This is a genomic window from Flavobacteriales bacterium (assembly GCA_020635395.1).
In the GTDB taxonomy this organism is placed as follows: domain Bacteria; phylum Bacteroidota; class Bacteroidia; order NS11-12g; family UBA9320; genus UBA987.
In genome coordinates this window covers 276,717-293,972 of the sequence record JACJZV010000002.1, presented here as the reverse complement: position 1 = coordinate 293,972, position 17,256 = coordinate 276,717, and the positions used below count along the sequence as shown (strand labels likewise).

12 protein-coding genes are annotated in these 17,256 nt (G+C 39.4%); 8 read left to right on the top strand and 4 right to left on the bottom strand.

What is annotated here, in order from left to right; genetic code table 11:
- Window positions 1–4: 4 nt before the first annotated feature.
- The 4 genes from H6607_07450 to H6607_07435 are packed head-to-tail and all read right to left on the bottom strand — an operon-like array spanning window position 5 to window position 4,583.
- Entirely contained in the window at window positions 5–1,717 is a 1,713-nt protein-coding gene (locus tag H6607_07450; protein MCB9262194.1) for a hypothetical protein, read from the bottom strand.
- Window positions 1,714–2,931 (bottom strand): LysM peptidoglycan-binding domain-containing protein, encoded by a 1,218-nt coding sequence (locus tag H6607_07445; GenBank protein ID MCB9262193.1) that lies wholly within the window; start codon window positions 2,929–2,931, stop codon window positions 1,714–1,716. The genes H6607_07450 and H6607_07445 overlap by 4 nt, the downstream gene beginning before the upstream one ends.
- Window positions 2,928–4,364, bottom strand: coding sequence for an Asp-tRNA(Asn)/Glu-tRNA(Gln) amidotransferase subunit GatA (gatA, locus tag H6607_07440; GenBank protein ID MCB9262192.1), 1,437 nt, complete (start codon window positions 4,362–4,364; stop codon window positions 2,928–2,930). Before gatA ends, H6607_07445 begins: the two co-directional genes overlap by 4 nt.
- Before the next feature lie 12 nt (window positions 4,365–4,376).
- Window positions 4,377–4,583, bottom strand: a complete 207-nt coding sequence (locus tag H6607_07435) for a twin-arginine translocase TatA/TatE family subunit (GenBank protein MCB9262191.1) — start codon at window positions 4,581–4,583, stop codon at window positions 4,377–4,379.
- A 118-nt stretch (window positions 4,584–4,701) separates the two neighbouring features.
- On the opposite strand from H6607_07435, the gene H6607_07430 reads away from it, so the two are divergent.
- The 8 genes from H6607_07430 (at window position 4,702) to H6607_07395 (ending at window position 17,213) form a co-directional block, all read left to right on the top strand.
- Window positions 4,702–5,223 carry a 3-hydroxyanthranilate 3,4-dioxygenase gene (locus H6607_07430; protein MCB9262190.1) on the top strand — a complete coding sequence of 174 codons (522 nt, stop codon included), beginning with the start codon at window positions 4,702–4,704 and terminating at the stop codon, window positions 5,221–5,223.
- Window positions 5,224–5,303: 80 nt separating this feature from the next.
- The gene (locus H6607_07425) at window positions 5,304–7,772 is read left to right on the top strand and encodes a T9SS type A sorting domain-containing protein (GenBank protein ID MCB9262189.1); all 2,469 of its coding nucleotides are present in this window, start codon (window positions 5,304–5,306) and stop codon (window positions 7,770–7,772) included.
- 106 nt (window positions 7,773–7,878) lie between these two features.
- Window positions 7,879–8,892: an amidohydrolase gene (locus tag H6607_07420; protein ID MCB9262188.1), complete on the top strand. Its 1,014-nt coding sequence runs from the start codon at window positions 7,879–7,881 to the stop codon at window positions 8,890–8,892.
- Between the two features lie 64 nt (window positions 8,893–8,956).
- Window positions 8,957–9,412: a hypothetical protein gene (locus H6607_07415; GenBank protein ID MCB9262187.1), complete on the top strand. Its 456-nt coding sequence runs from the start codon at window positions 8,957–8,959 to the stop codon at window positions 9,410–9,412.
- 122 nt (window positions 9,413–9,534) lie between these two features.
- Window positions 9,535–14,382 carry a gliding motility-associated C-terminal domain-containing protein gene (locus tag H6607_07410; GenBank protein MCB9262186.1) on the top strand — a complete coding sequence of 1,616 codons (4,848 nt, stop codon included), beginning with the start codon at window positions 9,535–9,537 and terminating at the stop codon, window positions 14,380–14,382.
- Between the two features lie 95 nt (window positions 14,383–14,477).
- Complete coding sequence (locus H6607_07405; GenBank protein MCB9262185.1) at window positions 14,478–15,689, top strand: aminopeptidase; 1,212 nt, start codon at window positions 14,478–14,480, stop codon at window positions 15,687–15,689.
- Window positions 15,690–15,740: 51 nt separating this feature from the next.
- Window positions 15,741–16,139, top strand: a complete 399-nt coding sequence (locus tag H6607_07400; protein MCB9262184.1) for a PH domain-containing protein — start codon at window positions 15,741–15,743, stop codon at window positions 16,137–16,139.
- Between the two features lie 9 nt (window positions 16,140–16,148).
- Complete coding sequence (locus H6607_07395) at window positions 16,149–17,213, top strand: hypothetical protein (protein ID MCB9262183.1); 1,065 nt, start codon at window positions 16,149–16,151, stop codon at window positions 17,211–17,213.
- Window positions 17,214–17,256: the final 43 nt, after the last annotated feature.

The following is a 17,256-nucleotide window of genomic DNA, read 5'->3' as shown; positions in this document are numbered from 1 at the left end:
GTTTTTAAGGGTTTTGTGACTTGCCTAATTTCCAATAGTGATACTCGCTCATCAACGCATCATAAAGCATTTCGCCAACATAAGCCGCACCTTTTGATGAAAAGTGAGTGTAGTCTTTAGAGGCAAGGGGTGGCTTGGCATTTACCCACTCAACCATGGAGTTTTGACCACCCATGGCAGCATACAAATCCCAAAAGGCACAACCGTTGTCAAAGGCTGCTTTTTTCATGGCATCTCTAATAAGTGTAATGTTTGGATAGGATTTATGCTCAGCACCTACTTTTCTGCTCATGTCGCTTGGGCCTATTATCAAAATATCTACATCTGGTTTTGCTTTTCTTATCGCCTTGAGTTGAGCATCAAACAGTTTTTGATAATAATCATAATTTTTTTGAGGATTTGGCACCACGTTTATACCGTATTCCATGATAATCAGTTTGGTATTTGTAAGTTCTAATTGACGGGCATAAACACCAGAATTAATCATTGAATAACCCGTTCCGCTGCTTCCTCGCATTGGGAAATTATCTACTGCTATACCCGTTTCTCCATCCAACAAAACACCGAATATGTTGGGAGACAAGCCTTTGAAATTTAGTGTGACACCTTCCGAAACATTTCCATTGTGTATGGTAATTAACTGCGTGGTTGAAGAGGCAGGCAGCACCATGCTTTTTTCAACCCCGTCAATAGTGGCAATTAATCGGCAAGTATCTTTCGAATTGTATAAAAGTTTGACTTGATTGAATGTTCGAACCCGTGGGTAACTTTGTGTGGCACAGTTAAATTTTAGCCAACTGTTTCCTTCTCCCGTTTTTTCGTAACGTTTTCGGTAAGTGGTGTCGTAATGAAATTTGGAAGAATCAAACGGAACTTTGTATTTCTCTGTTTTAAAACGAATGGTATCTCCCGAAACAGAGTCAATAATAGGTTCTTTTAAGGGTATGTTTTTGGTTTTTACTATCATGGAATCGTAGGCTCTTTTAATGACTGTATCCGTGCCTACAACTTTTAAAAACTTACCTGAAAAACGATAGGTAGAACCACCTATTCCATAGTTTCCATCTTCTAATCGATTGGTGGTGTATATGGCGTATTTGTTCCAATCACCGCTTTCACTTTGTCTGATAGAAACCCTCGATTTGCTGACATCGATTGGTAGAACGATTCCCGGCCCATTACCACCAAAACGATTTTGCATTTTGCTTCTAACATAATCCGAGATGCGGTCGCCTTCAAGTTGCGAATCCCCATAGTGAAGAATTCGGAATATTTGGTTTGAGCCATTTTCAAGCTGAAGTAGAGCTTCGAAAAAATCGCTGAGTGCATGTTTTGTTTTGTCGGGATATTGAATGCTTTTGTCTTCCGAAATTTCTACAATTTCAACGTCAGCCTTCGTGTCGTTTGTGTCCGAAATTTGCACATTCGAAACCATTTCGTCAAAGTTTTCCTGACTTTTTTGTTCGGCACTATCCACATAAAATAAATCATGAGCCGATACAAATTGCAATTTAAAGTCGTGTGCCGAGGTGTCGTCAAAAGCTAATTGCTGTATCCAAGGAAAATCATTTTTGAAAATAAATCTTCTTTCACCGTGCGGAAAAAGCAGCACAAAAAAGGATAAAACCAAATTAAGTAAAATGAGCATAACCGCTATTTGCTTGGGCTTTACAATAGCCGTTTTGCTGTATTTTTCAGAAGATGGGTTCAAAATCAATCTTTGTTGATTAGGGCATTTTGTTGGCTGGAAGTCATGGTGTTTATTTTGTTGTATGTGGCATATTCGGAGGAAGGTTTATAAATTTTTAATTTTTGCCCGGCATTTATTTTGTCTCCACTTATGTTATTCCATTTTCGCAAATCACTCACGTTGCAATCATACATGTCGGCTATTTTGCCCAAATAATCACCACTTCTTATGGTATAATACAACAGCCTTTTTTCTTCTGTTTTAGGTTTTTCGGGTTCCGCCACCTGTGGTTCCTGAGCTTTTGGTTCCTGAACTTTTGGTTCTTCCACTTTTGCCACCTTTACTGGTTCGTGAACCGGAGCGGTATCGTGACTATAAAACCCATAAATCGAATCGCCCAGTTCAAAGAATCGAGCTACCTTATTGGATGGTATCTTTATGGTATAGGTCTTGTCGGTATCTGGTATTACTTGCTTTTTATAAACTGCATTAAAATCTTTTAAGCTGTCATAGTTTATTTCTAAGGCTTTGCTCAGTTGATAAACGGTAAGCCATTTGTCAACTGTTACTTCATCAAGTTCTATTTTTGCTGTTGGATGAGGAGTGAAATTCAAATCGGCGTAATAGCTGTGCAAGTACACCATGGCAATAAAATCAGGAAGCGTTGATTGATATTTCAACGGAAGATATCGATGGTATTCCCAATAGTTTGTTTGACCGCCAGAAACTCGAATAGCCTTTGTAATTTCCGTTTCATCAGAAACAAATGCAGCAATAACGGCATGCCAATCGCCAAATTGTTGGTATAAATATTTTAGATACGGAATAGCCGCCGAAGTGGCTTTTAAATAATCTCTTCGCTCGTCAATATAGCTGCTTATGTTCAATCCATACCTTTTGGCTGTAAGATACCGCATTTGCCAATATCCGGAGCCTCCGTCGTCAGAAACTTTCCAGTTGTCGTATTGGCTCAATGCCGGAATTAAATATTGAAGTTGTACAGGCAAACCATGTTTTTCTAAACTATCTTCAATGGCCGGAAGATATAGTTTTGATTTTCCTAAAATTTCTTCTGATGTTTGTTTTGATGATTTTAGTTGGTCTATTGAGCTTTGAACATAACCGTTGTGGGTCATTTCGATGGTTGAGCTTATAGAATGTAAACGTTTTGCCACTACTCCAGATTGGGCAAACAAGCCATTTAAGGCTAAAATCAAAACTAAACTAATGAAGTATCTCATTTTTGTCTTGTCATTAGGTCGAACAAATATTGTGACATGGCCAACAACGAAGCTTCTTCAAAGTTGTTGCACATCAATTGCAGACCAAAGGGCATTCCATTTTTTGCCTTTCCTGTGGGAACGGAAATGGCAGGTAGCCCGGCTAAAGGTGCCTGAACCGTATATATATCTGCCAAATACATGGCAATTGGGTCATTCGATTTTTCCCCAATTTTAAAAGCCGAGTCAGGTGTGGTGGGAAGCAAAATGAAATCAAAAGTGTCCAATATTTTTTGTGTTTCATTTTGAATTATGCGACGCACTTTTTGGGCTTTGGTATAGTATGCATCGTAATAATCTGAACTCAAAACAAATGTTCCGGTCATAATTCTTCGCTGTACTTCTTTTCCAAAACCCTCGCTTCTGCTTAGTTTAAAAGTGGATTCTAAATCTGTGGCTTCGGTGCTTCTATGGCCATACATCAATCCTGAATATCTGCTCAAATTTGAGGAGGCTTCTGCCGTAGTAAGCACATAATAACAAGACACCATATAGTCTAAGTAAGGAAACGAAACGGCTTCTACCGTATGACCTTCTGCCCTCAATTTCTCTATTGCGTCGAGTATATGTTTTCTAACTTCATTGCTCAATCCATCTGATGAAATGCTATCCTCTAAATAGGCAATTCTTTTTTTACCCTCCAGATGAAGCTGGCCTAAATAATTCGGAACGGGTTGCTCCGAAACTGTTGCGTCAAATTCATCGCAACCTGAAATGACTTCCAAAATGGCAGCCATATCTTCAATGTTGTTGGTAATAGGACCTATTTGATCGAGTGATGAGGCATAGGCAAGCAAACCCCAACGTGAAACCCTTCCATAGGTGGGCTTCAAACCAAAAGTTCCGGTAAAAGATGCTGGCTGACGAACAGAGCCACCGGTATCGCTTCCGAGTGATGCCATGCAAAGCCCGGCCTGCACAGCTACAGCCGAACCGCCCGAAGAACCTCCCGGAACACAGCTATTGTCGGCGGCATTTAGCACATTGCCATAGGCACTATTTTCGTTGCTGGCACCCATCGCAAATTCATCACAATTTAATCGACCGATTATAATGGCATCTTCGGCCAATAGCCTATCTACAACCGTTGCATTGTAAACTGCCACAAATCCTTCTAAGATTTTGGATGAGGCAGAAACGTGATGATTCTTGTAAGAAATATTATCCTTAATGCCAATGACCAAGCCAGCAAGTTTTCCGGCAGTTTTTGATTGAATTTTTTTGTCAATTAGTTCAGCTTGATTTCGTGCCTCATCAGCATAAACTTCCAAAAAAGCATTCAAATGCCAATTGTTTTCAATAGCATTCAAATAGCCGTCAACAACATTAGCACATGTTGTCTTGGAGGCATATAGGTCTGATTGTAATTGACTTAACGAGGGTCGGCTCACCAACTAAAAAATTTTTTATTCTTCTTTTCCGTTGTCTCGCATACCATCTTCGATGTGCTGTTTTACATCGTTTTTGGCATTGTTAAATTCGCGAATTCCTTTTCCCAAACCTTTCATAAGTTCAGGAATTTTTCGACCCCCAAACATGATGACGATGGCTAAAAGAATAATCCACCATTCGTTCATGCCAATAATCCCTAATAAAATTGATATGATATTCATAACACCTTTGTTATTGCAGGGGGCAAAGTTATAATTTTTAACGGTTTTATTTAATGTATCAATCTGTGGTGTTTTTGTTTTTTTTGGTAATTTCGGATTTTTATTTTTAAAAGAAGCTATGGTACGAAAACCGTTTAATTTACAGGCTTGGATTGATGAGCATAGAGACGAATTGAAACCACCTGTGGGCAATAGAAATTTGTATAAAGAGGCTGGTGATTATATTGTGATGATAGTGGCAGGGCCAAATGCCCGTAAAGATTATCACTACAACGAAACCGAGGAGCTTTTTTATCAATTGGAAGGCGACATAAATGTGCGAATTCAAGATGACGGAAAGGCTGTTGACATTCCAATTAAAGCCGGAGAAATGTTCTTATTGCCGGCCAATACTCCGCATTCACCCATGCGAAGCGAAAATTCTATTGGATTGGTGGTGGAGTTGAAACGCCCGAATACTACTGATGGCCTTTTGTGGTTTTGCGACAAATGCAATAACAAATTGCACGAAACCTATTTTACATTGGAGGATATCGAAAAGGATTTTTTACCTCGGTTTAAAGAATATTACGGCTCAGAAGAGCTTAGAACTTGCAAAAAATGTGGCCATGTAATGGAAACCGACCCACGGTTTGTGTAAGTTCTGAGCCATAAATTGGTCATAAACAAGATTTTTTAGCAACCTTTCTTGTAATTTGTTTCTATGCAATAAACGACTTTATGAAACATTTTACTTTAACTATCTGTTTGGCTTTTTTATCTTCCTTTTTTGTTTTTGCTACTGATGGTGCACTTGGCAGTAGAGTGGATGTACAATGGTTGAGTGCGGCCAACTATAAAGTGGTGGTATCGGTTTATCGTTTATGCGATGGCAATCCTATACAAAGGCAAAATTTAGTTCTTCGAACTCAGAGTAATTCATTGATACAAAATGTTAGTGTTAATTTGATTAGAATGACCAACATTTCCAATCAATGTGCTTCCAATACTGGAGTTTGTGATCCATCAAACACCGTAAGTAATAGGGGTATCGAGGAACATATTTATTCTACCACCATTGATTTTAGCCAAAGTCCTTTTGACAAATTTTACAAAGCCAATGAACCTGTTCGGTTTGAATATGAAATTGGTGATAGACTCCCGTATTATCTCGGTAATATTCATAATTATGCCATAGTAGATTTTCGATATGGGAATAATTCAACCCCCGCATTAGGTGAAACTCCTCAGTTTTTTGCTTGTTTAAATCAGCCGATATATTATTCTGCCCAAGCACTTTCCGAAACCGACGGAGACTCTATTTCCTATCGGTTTGGCAAGCCGTATAATCATTTTGGAGATACTACGAAAATTGGCTTCTACACAATAGACCCATATTACCCGGGAAGCCTTAAACCTCCTTATGCCAACCCCAACGCTTCTCCACCAATTGGAATCAGTTTAGACCCAGTTACCGGTTTTTTTGCCGTAACACCAATTGGTTTTATGGACACTTTTTCCGTTTTTGTTTTTGAACTTGTTTCTTGGCGAAAAGACTCCATAGGCATTTATAGAGAGTCTGCCATAACCCGAATAGATCATTCTTTTATTGTAAAAACATGCCCCGAAAATAATCCACCTGCATTTACTGTTTCAAAAAAAGATGAGTGGTGTGTAGGCGAGTTGGGAGCCATTCAAATCATTGTCAATGACCCAGTAAAGAAACCACCACCACCTCAGGTAGCTCCCGATCCAGACACCGTTTTTAGTACCTTTTTTGGATTACCTTCTGGTGCTTATGTTGTGAACCGTCCCGACACTTTTCCGAATAGAGATACGCTCATGCTTTATTGGACACCGTCATTGGCAGATAGTGGAAAAACGTATAATGTAAAACTACAAGTGCGGGATAATGCCTGCCCTTTTACCGCTATGTCTTCTCGCACCATTCCCTTGAAGGTTGCCGGAAGAAGCTACGTGACAGGTCATTCAACCAAAGCATTGGGCTGCAATGAATACGAAATAAAATTTGATTTTAATCCCCCAAAAGGATACTCGAACAGCATAAGTAGAAAAATATTTTGGGGTAATTACCAGCTAAATGATTTGGCGTGTTTTTTTAAAAATGGTACAAATCTCAGCAACAATTTAACTGATACATTGACTATTTTGAATAGTGGAACGTATGTAGTGCAAACCACGATTGCTACTGAGTGTCGTATTACCTATTTTGACACGATTGTTGTGTCGCAGCCAGTTCCTAAATTGTTTGCCAAGAATAACGTGACACTTTGTAACGGCATTGATAATATTGTGAAGCAGGATTTGTATCCCGACTCTCTTTTTTCTTCCTATCAATGGTCAGGTGGAGGTATAGACAGTTTCTATATGGCATCCTTTCCAAAAGATTCAGCAAATCCCATTATTCGACTTTTTGCACAACGGAAAGATGGTGGCTGTCAGCATTTTGATTTTAAAAGAATTGTGGGCTGGGATGTATTGCCCAAACTTCAATTCAATTTAAAAGACACTACATTTTGCGGACATTTTGATACCACTTTAACGGTTTCCATTGTTAAGGGTGCTCTAATGCCGGGTTCCAATTTTCGGGTTCAATTTCCCGATAGTTCATTTTCCGCAAGTTTGAGCAATAGGATAACAAAGGCAGGAAAATATTTGGCCATGGCTACCGCCGGAGTTTGCAAGGTAGAAGATACGGCAACGGTAACTTTTCAAGAATTCATGCTTCTGGTTCAACCATTTGCTTCAGACAGCCAAATTGTTGACTCAAGCATAACACTCAATGCTAAAAACCCAGGTAGTAGATTTTTATGGAATACCGGAGATACCACGCAAACCATTAAGGCCGATAGTGGCCTGTATTGGGTAAAAATTGAAAACGAATGTGGCTTATTGGTGGATAGCATCTATCTTAAACCCAAAGAAAAGGAGGATGGTATTCTAAACTTAGAAATGTTAGGTATAAACATATATCCAAACCCTAACAACGGAACATTTAACATACATTGCGATTGTAACATTAGAAATATAGAATTGTACGACTTATTGGGAAGAAACATTGAGTTCGACCAGAAGAAAGGTACCAATTCCGAGTTGGAGATAACTATCAAAAGTAAAATAATCGGTGCTGTTTATATAAAGATTACAACAGACGATGGCTCCTATAGCATGCCCCTCATTATTCAATAAAAAAAGGGTCGAAAGACCCTTTTTTGTTTAGGCGTAATTTGAAACAAAGGTTCTTTTCCCCAAAAAAATTCCCTATTTTCCATACTTTCGCACTTCGTTGTAAAAGATGGAAGGAATTAGAAAAATTGATAGTCACGCACACATCATGCCACCAAACTGGGATAGGTTGGATAAAAAATACGGGTATGGTGGTTTTATTTATTTGGAAGACGAACCTTCCACGGGGGCAAAAAAAATGATGCGTGATGACGGGGTTTTTTTTCGAAGAGTTGAAAAAAATTGTTACGACGTAAATGCCATTCTGCCCGAAATGGATGAATACAATGTTGAGAAAATGGTGCTTTGCACCATTCCGGTTTTATTCAATTATTGGGCAAAACCTGAGCATACCAAAGAGTGGAGTCGGTTTATCAACGATCACCTCATTTCGGTGCAAAACGACAGTAGCCGTAGGTTCATAAGTTTGGGAACGGTGCCAATGCAGCATGTGGAATATGCAATACAGGAAATGGAGTGGTGCAAAAAAAATGGTATGCCGGGCATCGAAATTGGGTCACACATTTTAGATAAAAACCTCGACCACGAAAGCTTTTACCCATTGTGGGAAGCCGCACAAGATTTGGGTGTAAGCATTTTTGTGCACCCATGGGAAATGATGGGCGAAAAAGAAATGCAGAAATACTGGTTGCCTTGGTTGGTGGGCATGCCCGCCGAAACAAGTCGGGCAATATGCGGCATGCTATTTGGTGGTATTTTCGACAAATTTCCAAAGCTAAAAGTAATGTTTGCCCACGGTGGAGGCTCGTTTGCACATACGCTTGGAAGAATTTCGCACGGGTGGCATTGTCGGCCTGATTTGGTCAACTTAAATGATGTGAAAGACCCCTACAGTTATGTCGGAAAATTTTGGGTAGATGGTATTACCCACGACCAAGATGCTTTGCGATATTTGATAAAAGTAATTGGAGAAGATAAAATTGCTTATGGCACAGATTACCCTTTTCCGTTGGGCGATTTGGAGCATGGGCGGTTTATTGAAGAAATGAGTGATTTGAGTATGCAAACAAAGCAAAAATTGTTCTCCAAAAACTTGTTCGATTTTTTGTCGATGGAATATTAATTGACAAAAAACCGGAGATTTTATTTAATTTGTACCCTCAAAAACATTAGTTAAAAACAGAAATATGGGAATTAGTAGTTTTTTTAAGAACCTATTTGGCAAGGCCAAAGAAGCAGCCAGCGAAGTGAGCGAAAAGGCAGAAGCATTTGCCGATGTGGCAGTAGCCAAAGCAAAAGATTTGGCAGAAGATGCCGGAGAAATGGCCTCTAAAGTAAAAGCCGAGGCCTCTGAAATTGGGCATAAAGTGGCCGAAAAAGCGAAAGACGTAATGGAAGACATCAAAGAAGAAACCTCAGAATTTGTAGAAGATGCAAAGGAAGTAGGAGGAAAAGTGATGGATAAAGTAAAGGATGTGGCACATGACGTGAAAGAAAAAGTTGAAGACATGATGGATGGCGGAGATAAAGCCGCTGAAAACGCCGCTGAAAAGGCTGCCGAAACTGTGACCAACACAGCAGAAAACATTGCCAATGACGCTGCCGATAATATTGCCGAAGCAACTGAAGAAAAACCAGAATAACCTATTTGGGTTTGATTTAAAAAACCTCAAGGCAACCTTGAGGTTTTTTTTTGCAATAATTTTTTCGATTTGATGCAACAATTTGTTAACTTCGTTAGTCTGCCTTATGAAAAAATAACCGGATGATAGACAAAGGATACATTGGCAAGGTCAAAGCAGGCTTTTTGTGTTTTTTGTTTTCTACTATTTTTTCGATTTCGGCCAAATCGCAATGTTCTTCTATTTATGTTACGGTTGATACAAATCAGGCGTGTGTTCCCGGAATTTTTGAATTCGTAGTTCACGGCTATCCTGCCGGAGCATCTTTTGAGTGGGACTTTGGCAATGGGTCTGTTATTCAGAAAGATACCTACAATCTAATACAAAATACCGCGGCAAATATTAGTCTTACGCTGACCGTTCACCTCAAATCAGGAGCCAAATGTGTAAAGACCTATGCCAATATAGCAAAGGTTCACGCCAAACCCGACCCTCAAATTCAGCTCTCCAAATCGGTGCTATGTAGCACCAACGATTCTATTACCTTAACAGATAAAACCCCTTTGTCGGTCTATCGAATTTGGACGATTGAGGGTAGCAATCATGGCACGTCAAAATCCAAATTTTCGACCCAGTTTACTTCTGTTGGTAAAAAAGATTTGTATTTGATGGTCGAAGACTCTTTCGGATGCCGGGCGGTCAAAAGTTTTTTTGAGGTGGTGGAGGTAATGCCCGATCCAAATCTCGATTTATCAGGCCTGAACCTCAAAGCGTGCATAAACACTCCGGTTAGTTTTTCGCAAAACTCCAGCATTAACAACACCGATATAAAATCCATACTTTGGAGTTTTGCGGGTGGATTGCCAGCTACTTCTACAAGTTTCTCGCCCAAGAATATTATGTATCAAAAGGGTGGAAAGTACAATGTAAATTTAGAAATAGAAACCAAAAAAGGTTGCAAATATTCCTTTCAAAAAACTCAATTTGTTGAAGCCATTGATACGCTTATCTTGGATGTTTCACTAACCGACTCAAAGGTTTGCCTGCCATTGGATTTAGCCATAACTATAAAAAATGGTAGTTTAGATAGTGAAATAACTTGGGACGTAAGTGGCTATGAAATATGTCTCGACTCATCCTTGCACAGAACTCGCATTTACCATTACGAGAAGGCCGGAAAATATCCGGTAAATATTACCTACAAGGATAAATATTGCGTGTCGCATTACACCCATATTATTGATGCACATAGGGTAGATGCTAAGTTATATTCAAACCAACATGTTGACTGCAAAGTGCCGTTTGAGGTAAAATTGATTAATCAAAGCACATCAAGCGACCCGGGAAAAATAAGTTATCTATGGACTATCCGAGATTCTGCGGGCAAATTTGTGACAGCGGCCAATACAACCGATTTTTCTTTTCTAATTAAGGATTGGGGAACATATTCCGTTGAGTTGGAAGCTTCTCAAGTAAATGGCTGTAAAGATGTTCAGTTTCAAAAAGAATTTATTCGAGCCCTGCCAATGGAAATTAATTTTTTTGCTTTACCCATGCATGTTTGTCTAAATCAGGAAACCGAAATGGTCAATCAGACCCTAAAATCCAGTTATAGATCGGATGATTATTTTTTGTGGTATTTATACAAAAATGGCGATACCAGCATAATGGATTCCTCAAGATTGTTTACCCCAAGCTTTATTGCTTCGTATGACGGCAAATATGATGTATTGGTAAAAGGGTGGAATAGTGTGGGCTGCACCGATGAGCTTTTTGTTCCTGAAGCATTTGAGGTTATACACCCAACGGCAGATTTTAGAGTTTCGGAAGATACCGTTTGTACCAATAATTTTTTTGAACTCAAATCATTTGTGAATCCGGGTAATGCCATTTATACCCATGGATGGACGGCCTATAATCAAACCGAAGATACATTTACATTTGGAGACTATGCCTATCTATCATCCACCTGGATTGACAAACCCGGGGTTTATGATATTCGATATGATATATCTATAAAGGAGCTTTGCAGAGATACGGCCATAAAAAGTGCAGTACTAATTGTTAGTGATATAAAAGCAGAAATTGATTTGCCCGACACACAAACATGTCGCGGAGTGCCTTTTGTTCCGGTGGCAAAAACCATAAATTATGTTTATGGAAATGCTTCTAAAGCCGAATATTATTCTTGGAAAATCACCCCTGACTCAGGTTTTGTGATAGATGATAAATCGAAAAAAGCACCCACCATTAAATTTAACAGAAATGGAGAATATGTATTGAGGCTAATTGCCAGAAATGACCACGACTGTGATGACACGGCTTGGTCCGACACCATACATGTTGGGTTGCATCCCCAGTTTAAATTTCATGATTCCATTGTATGTGCCAAAACACCTTTTAGGTTTATCAATAACACGGATAAATTCGCTAATAAATGGTTTTATAATTTATCGCCTAACAACAGCCATTTTTTGAGTAGTTTGTATAAAGATTCAGGAACACTGGTAATAAATAAAAATGGAGAATATACGTTACTATTAATTGCCAGTCGAGACTCGCTTTGCTTTGATACCTCCACAATAAGCCTGCAGGTGGTTTCTCCGGTGGCCGATTTTTATGCATTGGATTCAAACCTGTATTGTGCTCCGGTTTATGAGCGTTTTCGTTCCACTTCATTGTATGCCGACACGCTGTTTTGGGATTTTGGCGATGGAAAAAGATTAAAAACCGACAATCCAAAAGTTACCACGGTTTACACCGAAAATTCCGGCGATTTATTTCCATACACGGTAAGTTTAATTGCTAAAAACAAAACAGGCTGTGCCGACACCATGATTAAAAAAAATATGATAACGGTAAAAGGCCCTGTTGTAGATTTTACCGTAGAAAACATTCGCGGTTGTGAACCTCTGGTTGTTGGCCTAAAAGGCAGAACAGAAAATGTATCCAAAATGTATATCGACTATGGCGATGGCAGCGATTTTGGATTTAATTTTAATGAAAAACATACCTACAAAAATCATTGGAGAATAATAGAAAATCAGTACAAACCCATCATTTTGGTGGTTGATAAAAACGGGTGTCAAAATGCCGTAAAAAGCGACTCTACTATTTGGGTAAAACCAACGCCAACCGCATATATTGGGGTGGATGATTCGGTAGCCTGCGGTCAATTAAAAATGGAGTATATTTATTTGGGTAGAGAGGCCAGCTCTTGGTTTTGGGATTTTGATGGCAATGGCACACCAGACAGCACCACAGCTTACGGAAAATATTTGTATCAAACACCCGGCAAATACAATCTTACCTTGATAAATAAAAACAAATTTGGCTGCTCAGACACTGCCACCAAGCTCATCCATGTAGTGAAAGCACCTGCTATTCAAATTGGGGTCGATTCGTTTGGTTGTTTAACAAAACTTTTGGATGTTGCAGATTTAAGTGTTGTGGATACTGGTGTTGCAAGCAGACTATGGACTATAGATTATTTTGGAAAAATATCCACTCGTCCCGACTCATCTTTCAGCATTCAAGCCGACTATTTGGGTGATATTTTGTTAAAACTTGAAATTGCAGACCGTGCTGGATGTTACTCATCCGATTCGTTGACAATAAAGGTTGTGGATGCAAAAAATCAACAGCCCGCCGAGATTGAAGTTGTCACTGTGGAGTTGGATGGCTCTGCGTCAATTAAGGTTGCACCGGCGGTGGCTTCATACGAGAAAAGTGAATTACACAAGCAAAATGCTTTAGGCGGTTTTGATTTGCTAACTACTTCGGATGTTGTGCTAAAATTTGAAAAAGATTTGTTCGCTCAAACATCCCTATCACCCCAATGCTACAAGGTTCGACATTTAGATAGTTGTGGTTTTGAAAGTGCATTTTCTGAAACACACTGCACCATTTTTTTAGAAGTTACATCCAACGAAAATGGTGTTAACGATTTAAAATGGACTCCATACAATTGGCCAAATACCGATTTTTATTACATCATACTCCGAAAGAGCAGCACGGGTTTTGACACTTTGAGAGTAGTATCTGCAAGTGTAAACCAATATCGTGATAGCCTTTTGTGCAACGAAAACTATTGTTATGCTATCCTCTCAGTCAATAATAGTTTTAAAAGGCTCAGCAGAAGCAATGAAGCATGCCAAACCCCAGTCTATATGGGCAATCAAAGCCTTACCAACGTTAAAAATGTGACGGTGGTTGACGACAGTTACATTCGCATAGAATTGCAATCTGACAAACCAAACGAGACCCACAAATTGTCTAAAACGAATGAATTGGGAGGAATTAATCAGATAAACATTCAAAACAATTCGTATGATGATTATCAGGTGGATGTGCAAAACCATAGTTATACCTACTCGGCTATAAATATTGACCATTGTTTGAGTGAAGGGAAAGCGGGTTTGGTTGGAAAATCGATTTTGTTTTCGTTAGAGAAAATTGAGGATCAACTTTATTTTAATTGGACGCACTACAAACAATGGCCAACTGCCGTTTTGGAATACCAAATTCAACGGAAAGTGGCCGAAAATTTTGTACCTTTTAAGGTGGTTTCTGCGGCTGATACATTTGTCAATATTCCAATCTCTTCTGATTTGAATGCGTCAAATTGTTTCCGAATCGTGGCCATAGGCGATAGTTCGGAAAGTCATTCAAACACGCAATGTTTAAAAGCAAAACCCATTGTGTTTATACCGAATGCATTTGCCCCCAATGGAGATTTAATAAACGATGGTTTTAAACCGGTGGCTCTATTTATCAAATCGCCACAAGAATATGAAAACGGCATATATGAGTTTACCATTTTCAACCGATGGGGAGAATTGATTTTTAGTTCTTCAGACCCCGAAGAGTATTGGGATGGTTCTATAAATGGTCAACCCGGTGCTATGGGAACCTATTTTTACCAATTCAAAGTGCGAGGTTTAGACGATTCTATTCAGTCGTTTTTTGGCACCATTACCTTAGTTCGATAGGTTTCTTTTAAAGATAAAAATCTTCGTTTGTCTGATAAATTTTTTCGCCCAAACAAATTTTAATAATTTGCCTACCGAATAATAGCATAGATAAAATGAAACAATTATTGGTATCGGTAATGTTGCTGGTTAGCCTATTCAGTTTGCAGGTTCTGGCAAACGCGGATGGTTCAGGAGACACGCTCAAAAACAAAAAGGATGGGCATTATTATTTTACGGTAGTAAAAGATATTGAGGCCAACGAGGTTCAAAATCAAAACAGAACGGCCACTTGCTGGAGCTTTAGTGCATTGTCGTTTATGGAAAGCGAGGTAATGCGTTTGGGCAAAGGAAAACACAAGTTGAGCGAAATGTATATCGTGCGGATGGCTTATCTTGATAAGGCGGAGAAATACGTTCGAATGCAAGGAACAATTAACTTTGCTCAAGGTGGAGCCTTTCACGACATACCCCATGTGATAAAAAACTACGGAATTGTTCCGCAAGAAGTATATCAGGGGCTCAACTATGGCACAGAAGATCATAACCATAGCGAAATGGCTGCAGTGCTAAAAGCGATGTGCGATGCCATTATTCAAAACAAACAAGGTACATTAACCACTGCTTGGAAAGCCGCTATTGAAGGTGTTTTGGATGCCTATTTGGGCAAAGTTCCATCGGAGTTTAAGTATCAAGGTAAAAAATATACTCCAACAAGTTTTGCCGAAAGTTTGGGACTAAACATGGATGATTATGTGACTCTTACATCCTATACGCACCATCCGTTTTATTCTAATTTTATGCTCGAGGTGGCCGACAATTGGGGAGGTGGAGTGGTGTATAATTTACCCCTAAATGAGTTTATGCAGAGCATTAACAACTCCCTTACCAACGGTTATTCTGTTGCTTGGGCGAGTGATGTTAGCGAAAAGGGTTTTTCGTTTAAAAACGGCTTGGCGATTGTGCCTACTGATGAAAGTGCTTTAACACAAACCGGACAAGACAATAAACACTTTAATGATGCAGGTGCCGATAGAAGGGGCAATCAATTCGATTCGCCGGGACCTGAAAAAACCATTACGCAAGAAATGAGACAAGAGGCGTTTGACAACTATGCCACCACTGATGACCACGGAATGCACATTACCGGAATGGTAAAAGATCAAAACGGAACGGTATATTACATCGTAAAAAACTCGTGGGGAACGAAGAATGACTGTGATGGTTATATGTATGCATCTACTGCCTATGTGCAGTTTAAAACAATGGATGTAATGGTTCATAAAGATGCCTTACCAAAAAACATTAAGGACAAATTGAAATTGTAATTTTACATGTGCAGCGATTCTATTCGGTTCGAATCACGACGCGATGATTGGATGTCTGGGTTGTTGGCAATAATCATCATGTTTATGGTGGGTGTAACCATCTACTTATTTGTTGCAGAACCGATGAGGGGCGAGGTAATTGCTGCTGCGGTTATAAATATTTTGGCTATTTTGCTAATCTCGGGTTTTTATTTCAACACCTATTACACCCTCAATAATGAGTATCTCTTTTATAAAAGCGGAATTATGAAGGGGAAAATTAAATTGGAAAACATTACCGAAATTGAGGTAGGAAAAACGGTATGGGTAGGTATAAAACCTGCCACCGCCGGCAAAGGTTTAAGAGTAAAATACAAGTTTGGAGAAATCTATATTAGCCCCAAAACCAATGAAACATTTGTACAAGCAATCTCGGTTTTTTTACCATCCCTAAAAATTATACACTCATAGCAATAATTCATGTTTGTAAAAAAGAACTTTAGCTTTAAACGCATCATGCAATTTGGTGGCGGGCATCTTATTTGGCTCACGGCATGGGCTGCTGCTGTTACTTTTCTTGTAGAATATCTGCATTATTTGCGGGATGTAGAACACCAAAATATTGTTGATTTTAAAGTACCCTGGCTGCCTGTTTCGCTGGTGGGTACTGCTGTTGCGTTTTATGTTGGTTTTAAAAATAACAGTGCATACGACCGCTTGTGGGAGGCCAGAAAAATTTGGGGTTCTATCGTTAATGCCAGCCGCAGTTGGGGTACCAACGTAAGAGGCTATGTGAGCAATGTGTTTTTAGATGAAAAAATTACGGACGAAAAACTCAATGGGTATCACCGCCGCTTGATATATCGGCACATTGGCTGGTTGTATTCATTAAGAAGCCAGTTGTTGATTCCAACCGAGTGGGAGCATATCAGTCAAGGGGGGTTGGTGCAAAAGGCCACCGAAGTGCGGTTGAAACGCTGGGGCATTGGCCTGTATGCCGATGAAACCACGCAAACCGAGTTGCCGCAGTGTCTTCCACAGGATGAAATTGATAGATTAATAAATGCTCAAAACACAGCCACACAAATTATCGACGAGCAATCGCAAGATTTGCTGAAATACCGCGAAATGAACCTGATTGACGACTTTCGCCACATGGAGCTGCAAAAAATTCTGAATGAGTTTTATGTATATCAAGGTCAGGCCGAACGAATTAAAAAATTTCCGTTGCCTCGGCAGTATGGCAGCATGAGCTTTTACTTTATTGGCATTTTTATCTTCTTGTTGCCCTTTGGGTTGGTTACAGAGTTTCATGATTTAGGCGATTGGGGAGCTTGGCTATCAATACCGTTTACGGTAATTGTAGGTTGGGTTTTTTTGATGATGGAATTAGTGGGCGACTATTCCGAAAACCCATTTGAAGGTTTGGGCAACGATGTACCTATGCTGTCACTTTGCCGTACCATCGAAATAGATTTAAAAGAAATGCTTGGCGAAACGGATTTGCCTGAAAAAATTGAACCCGTCGATGGGGTGTTGATGTGATTTTTGAGAATGAGTTAATATCACAAGTAACGCGTTTTTGGAA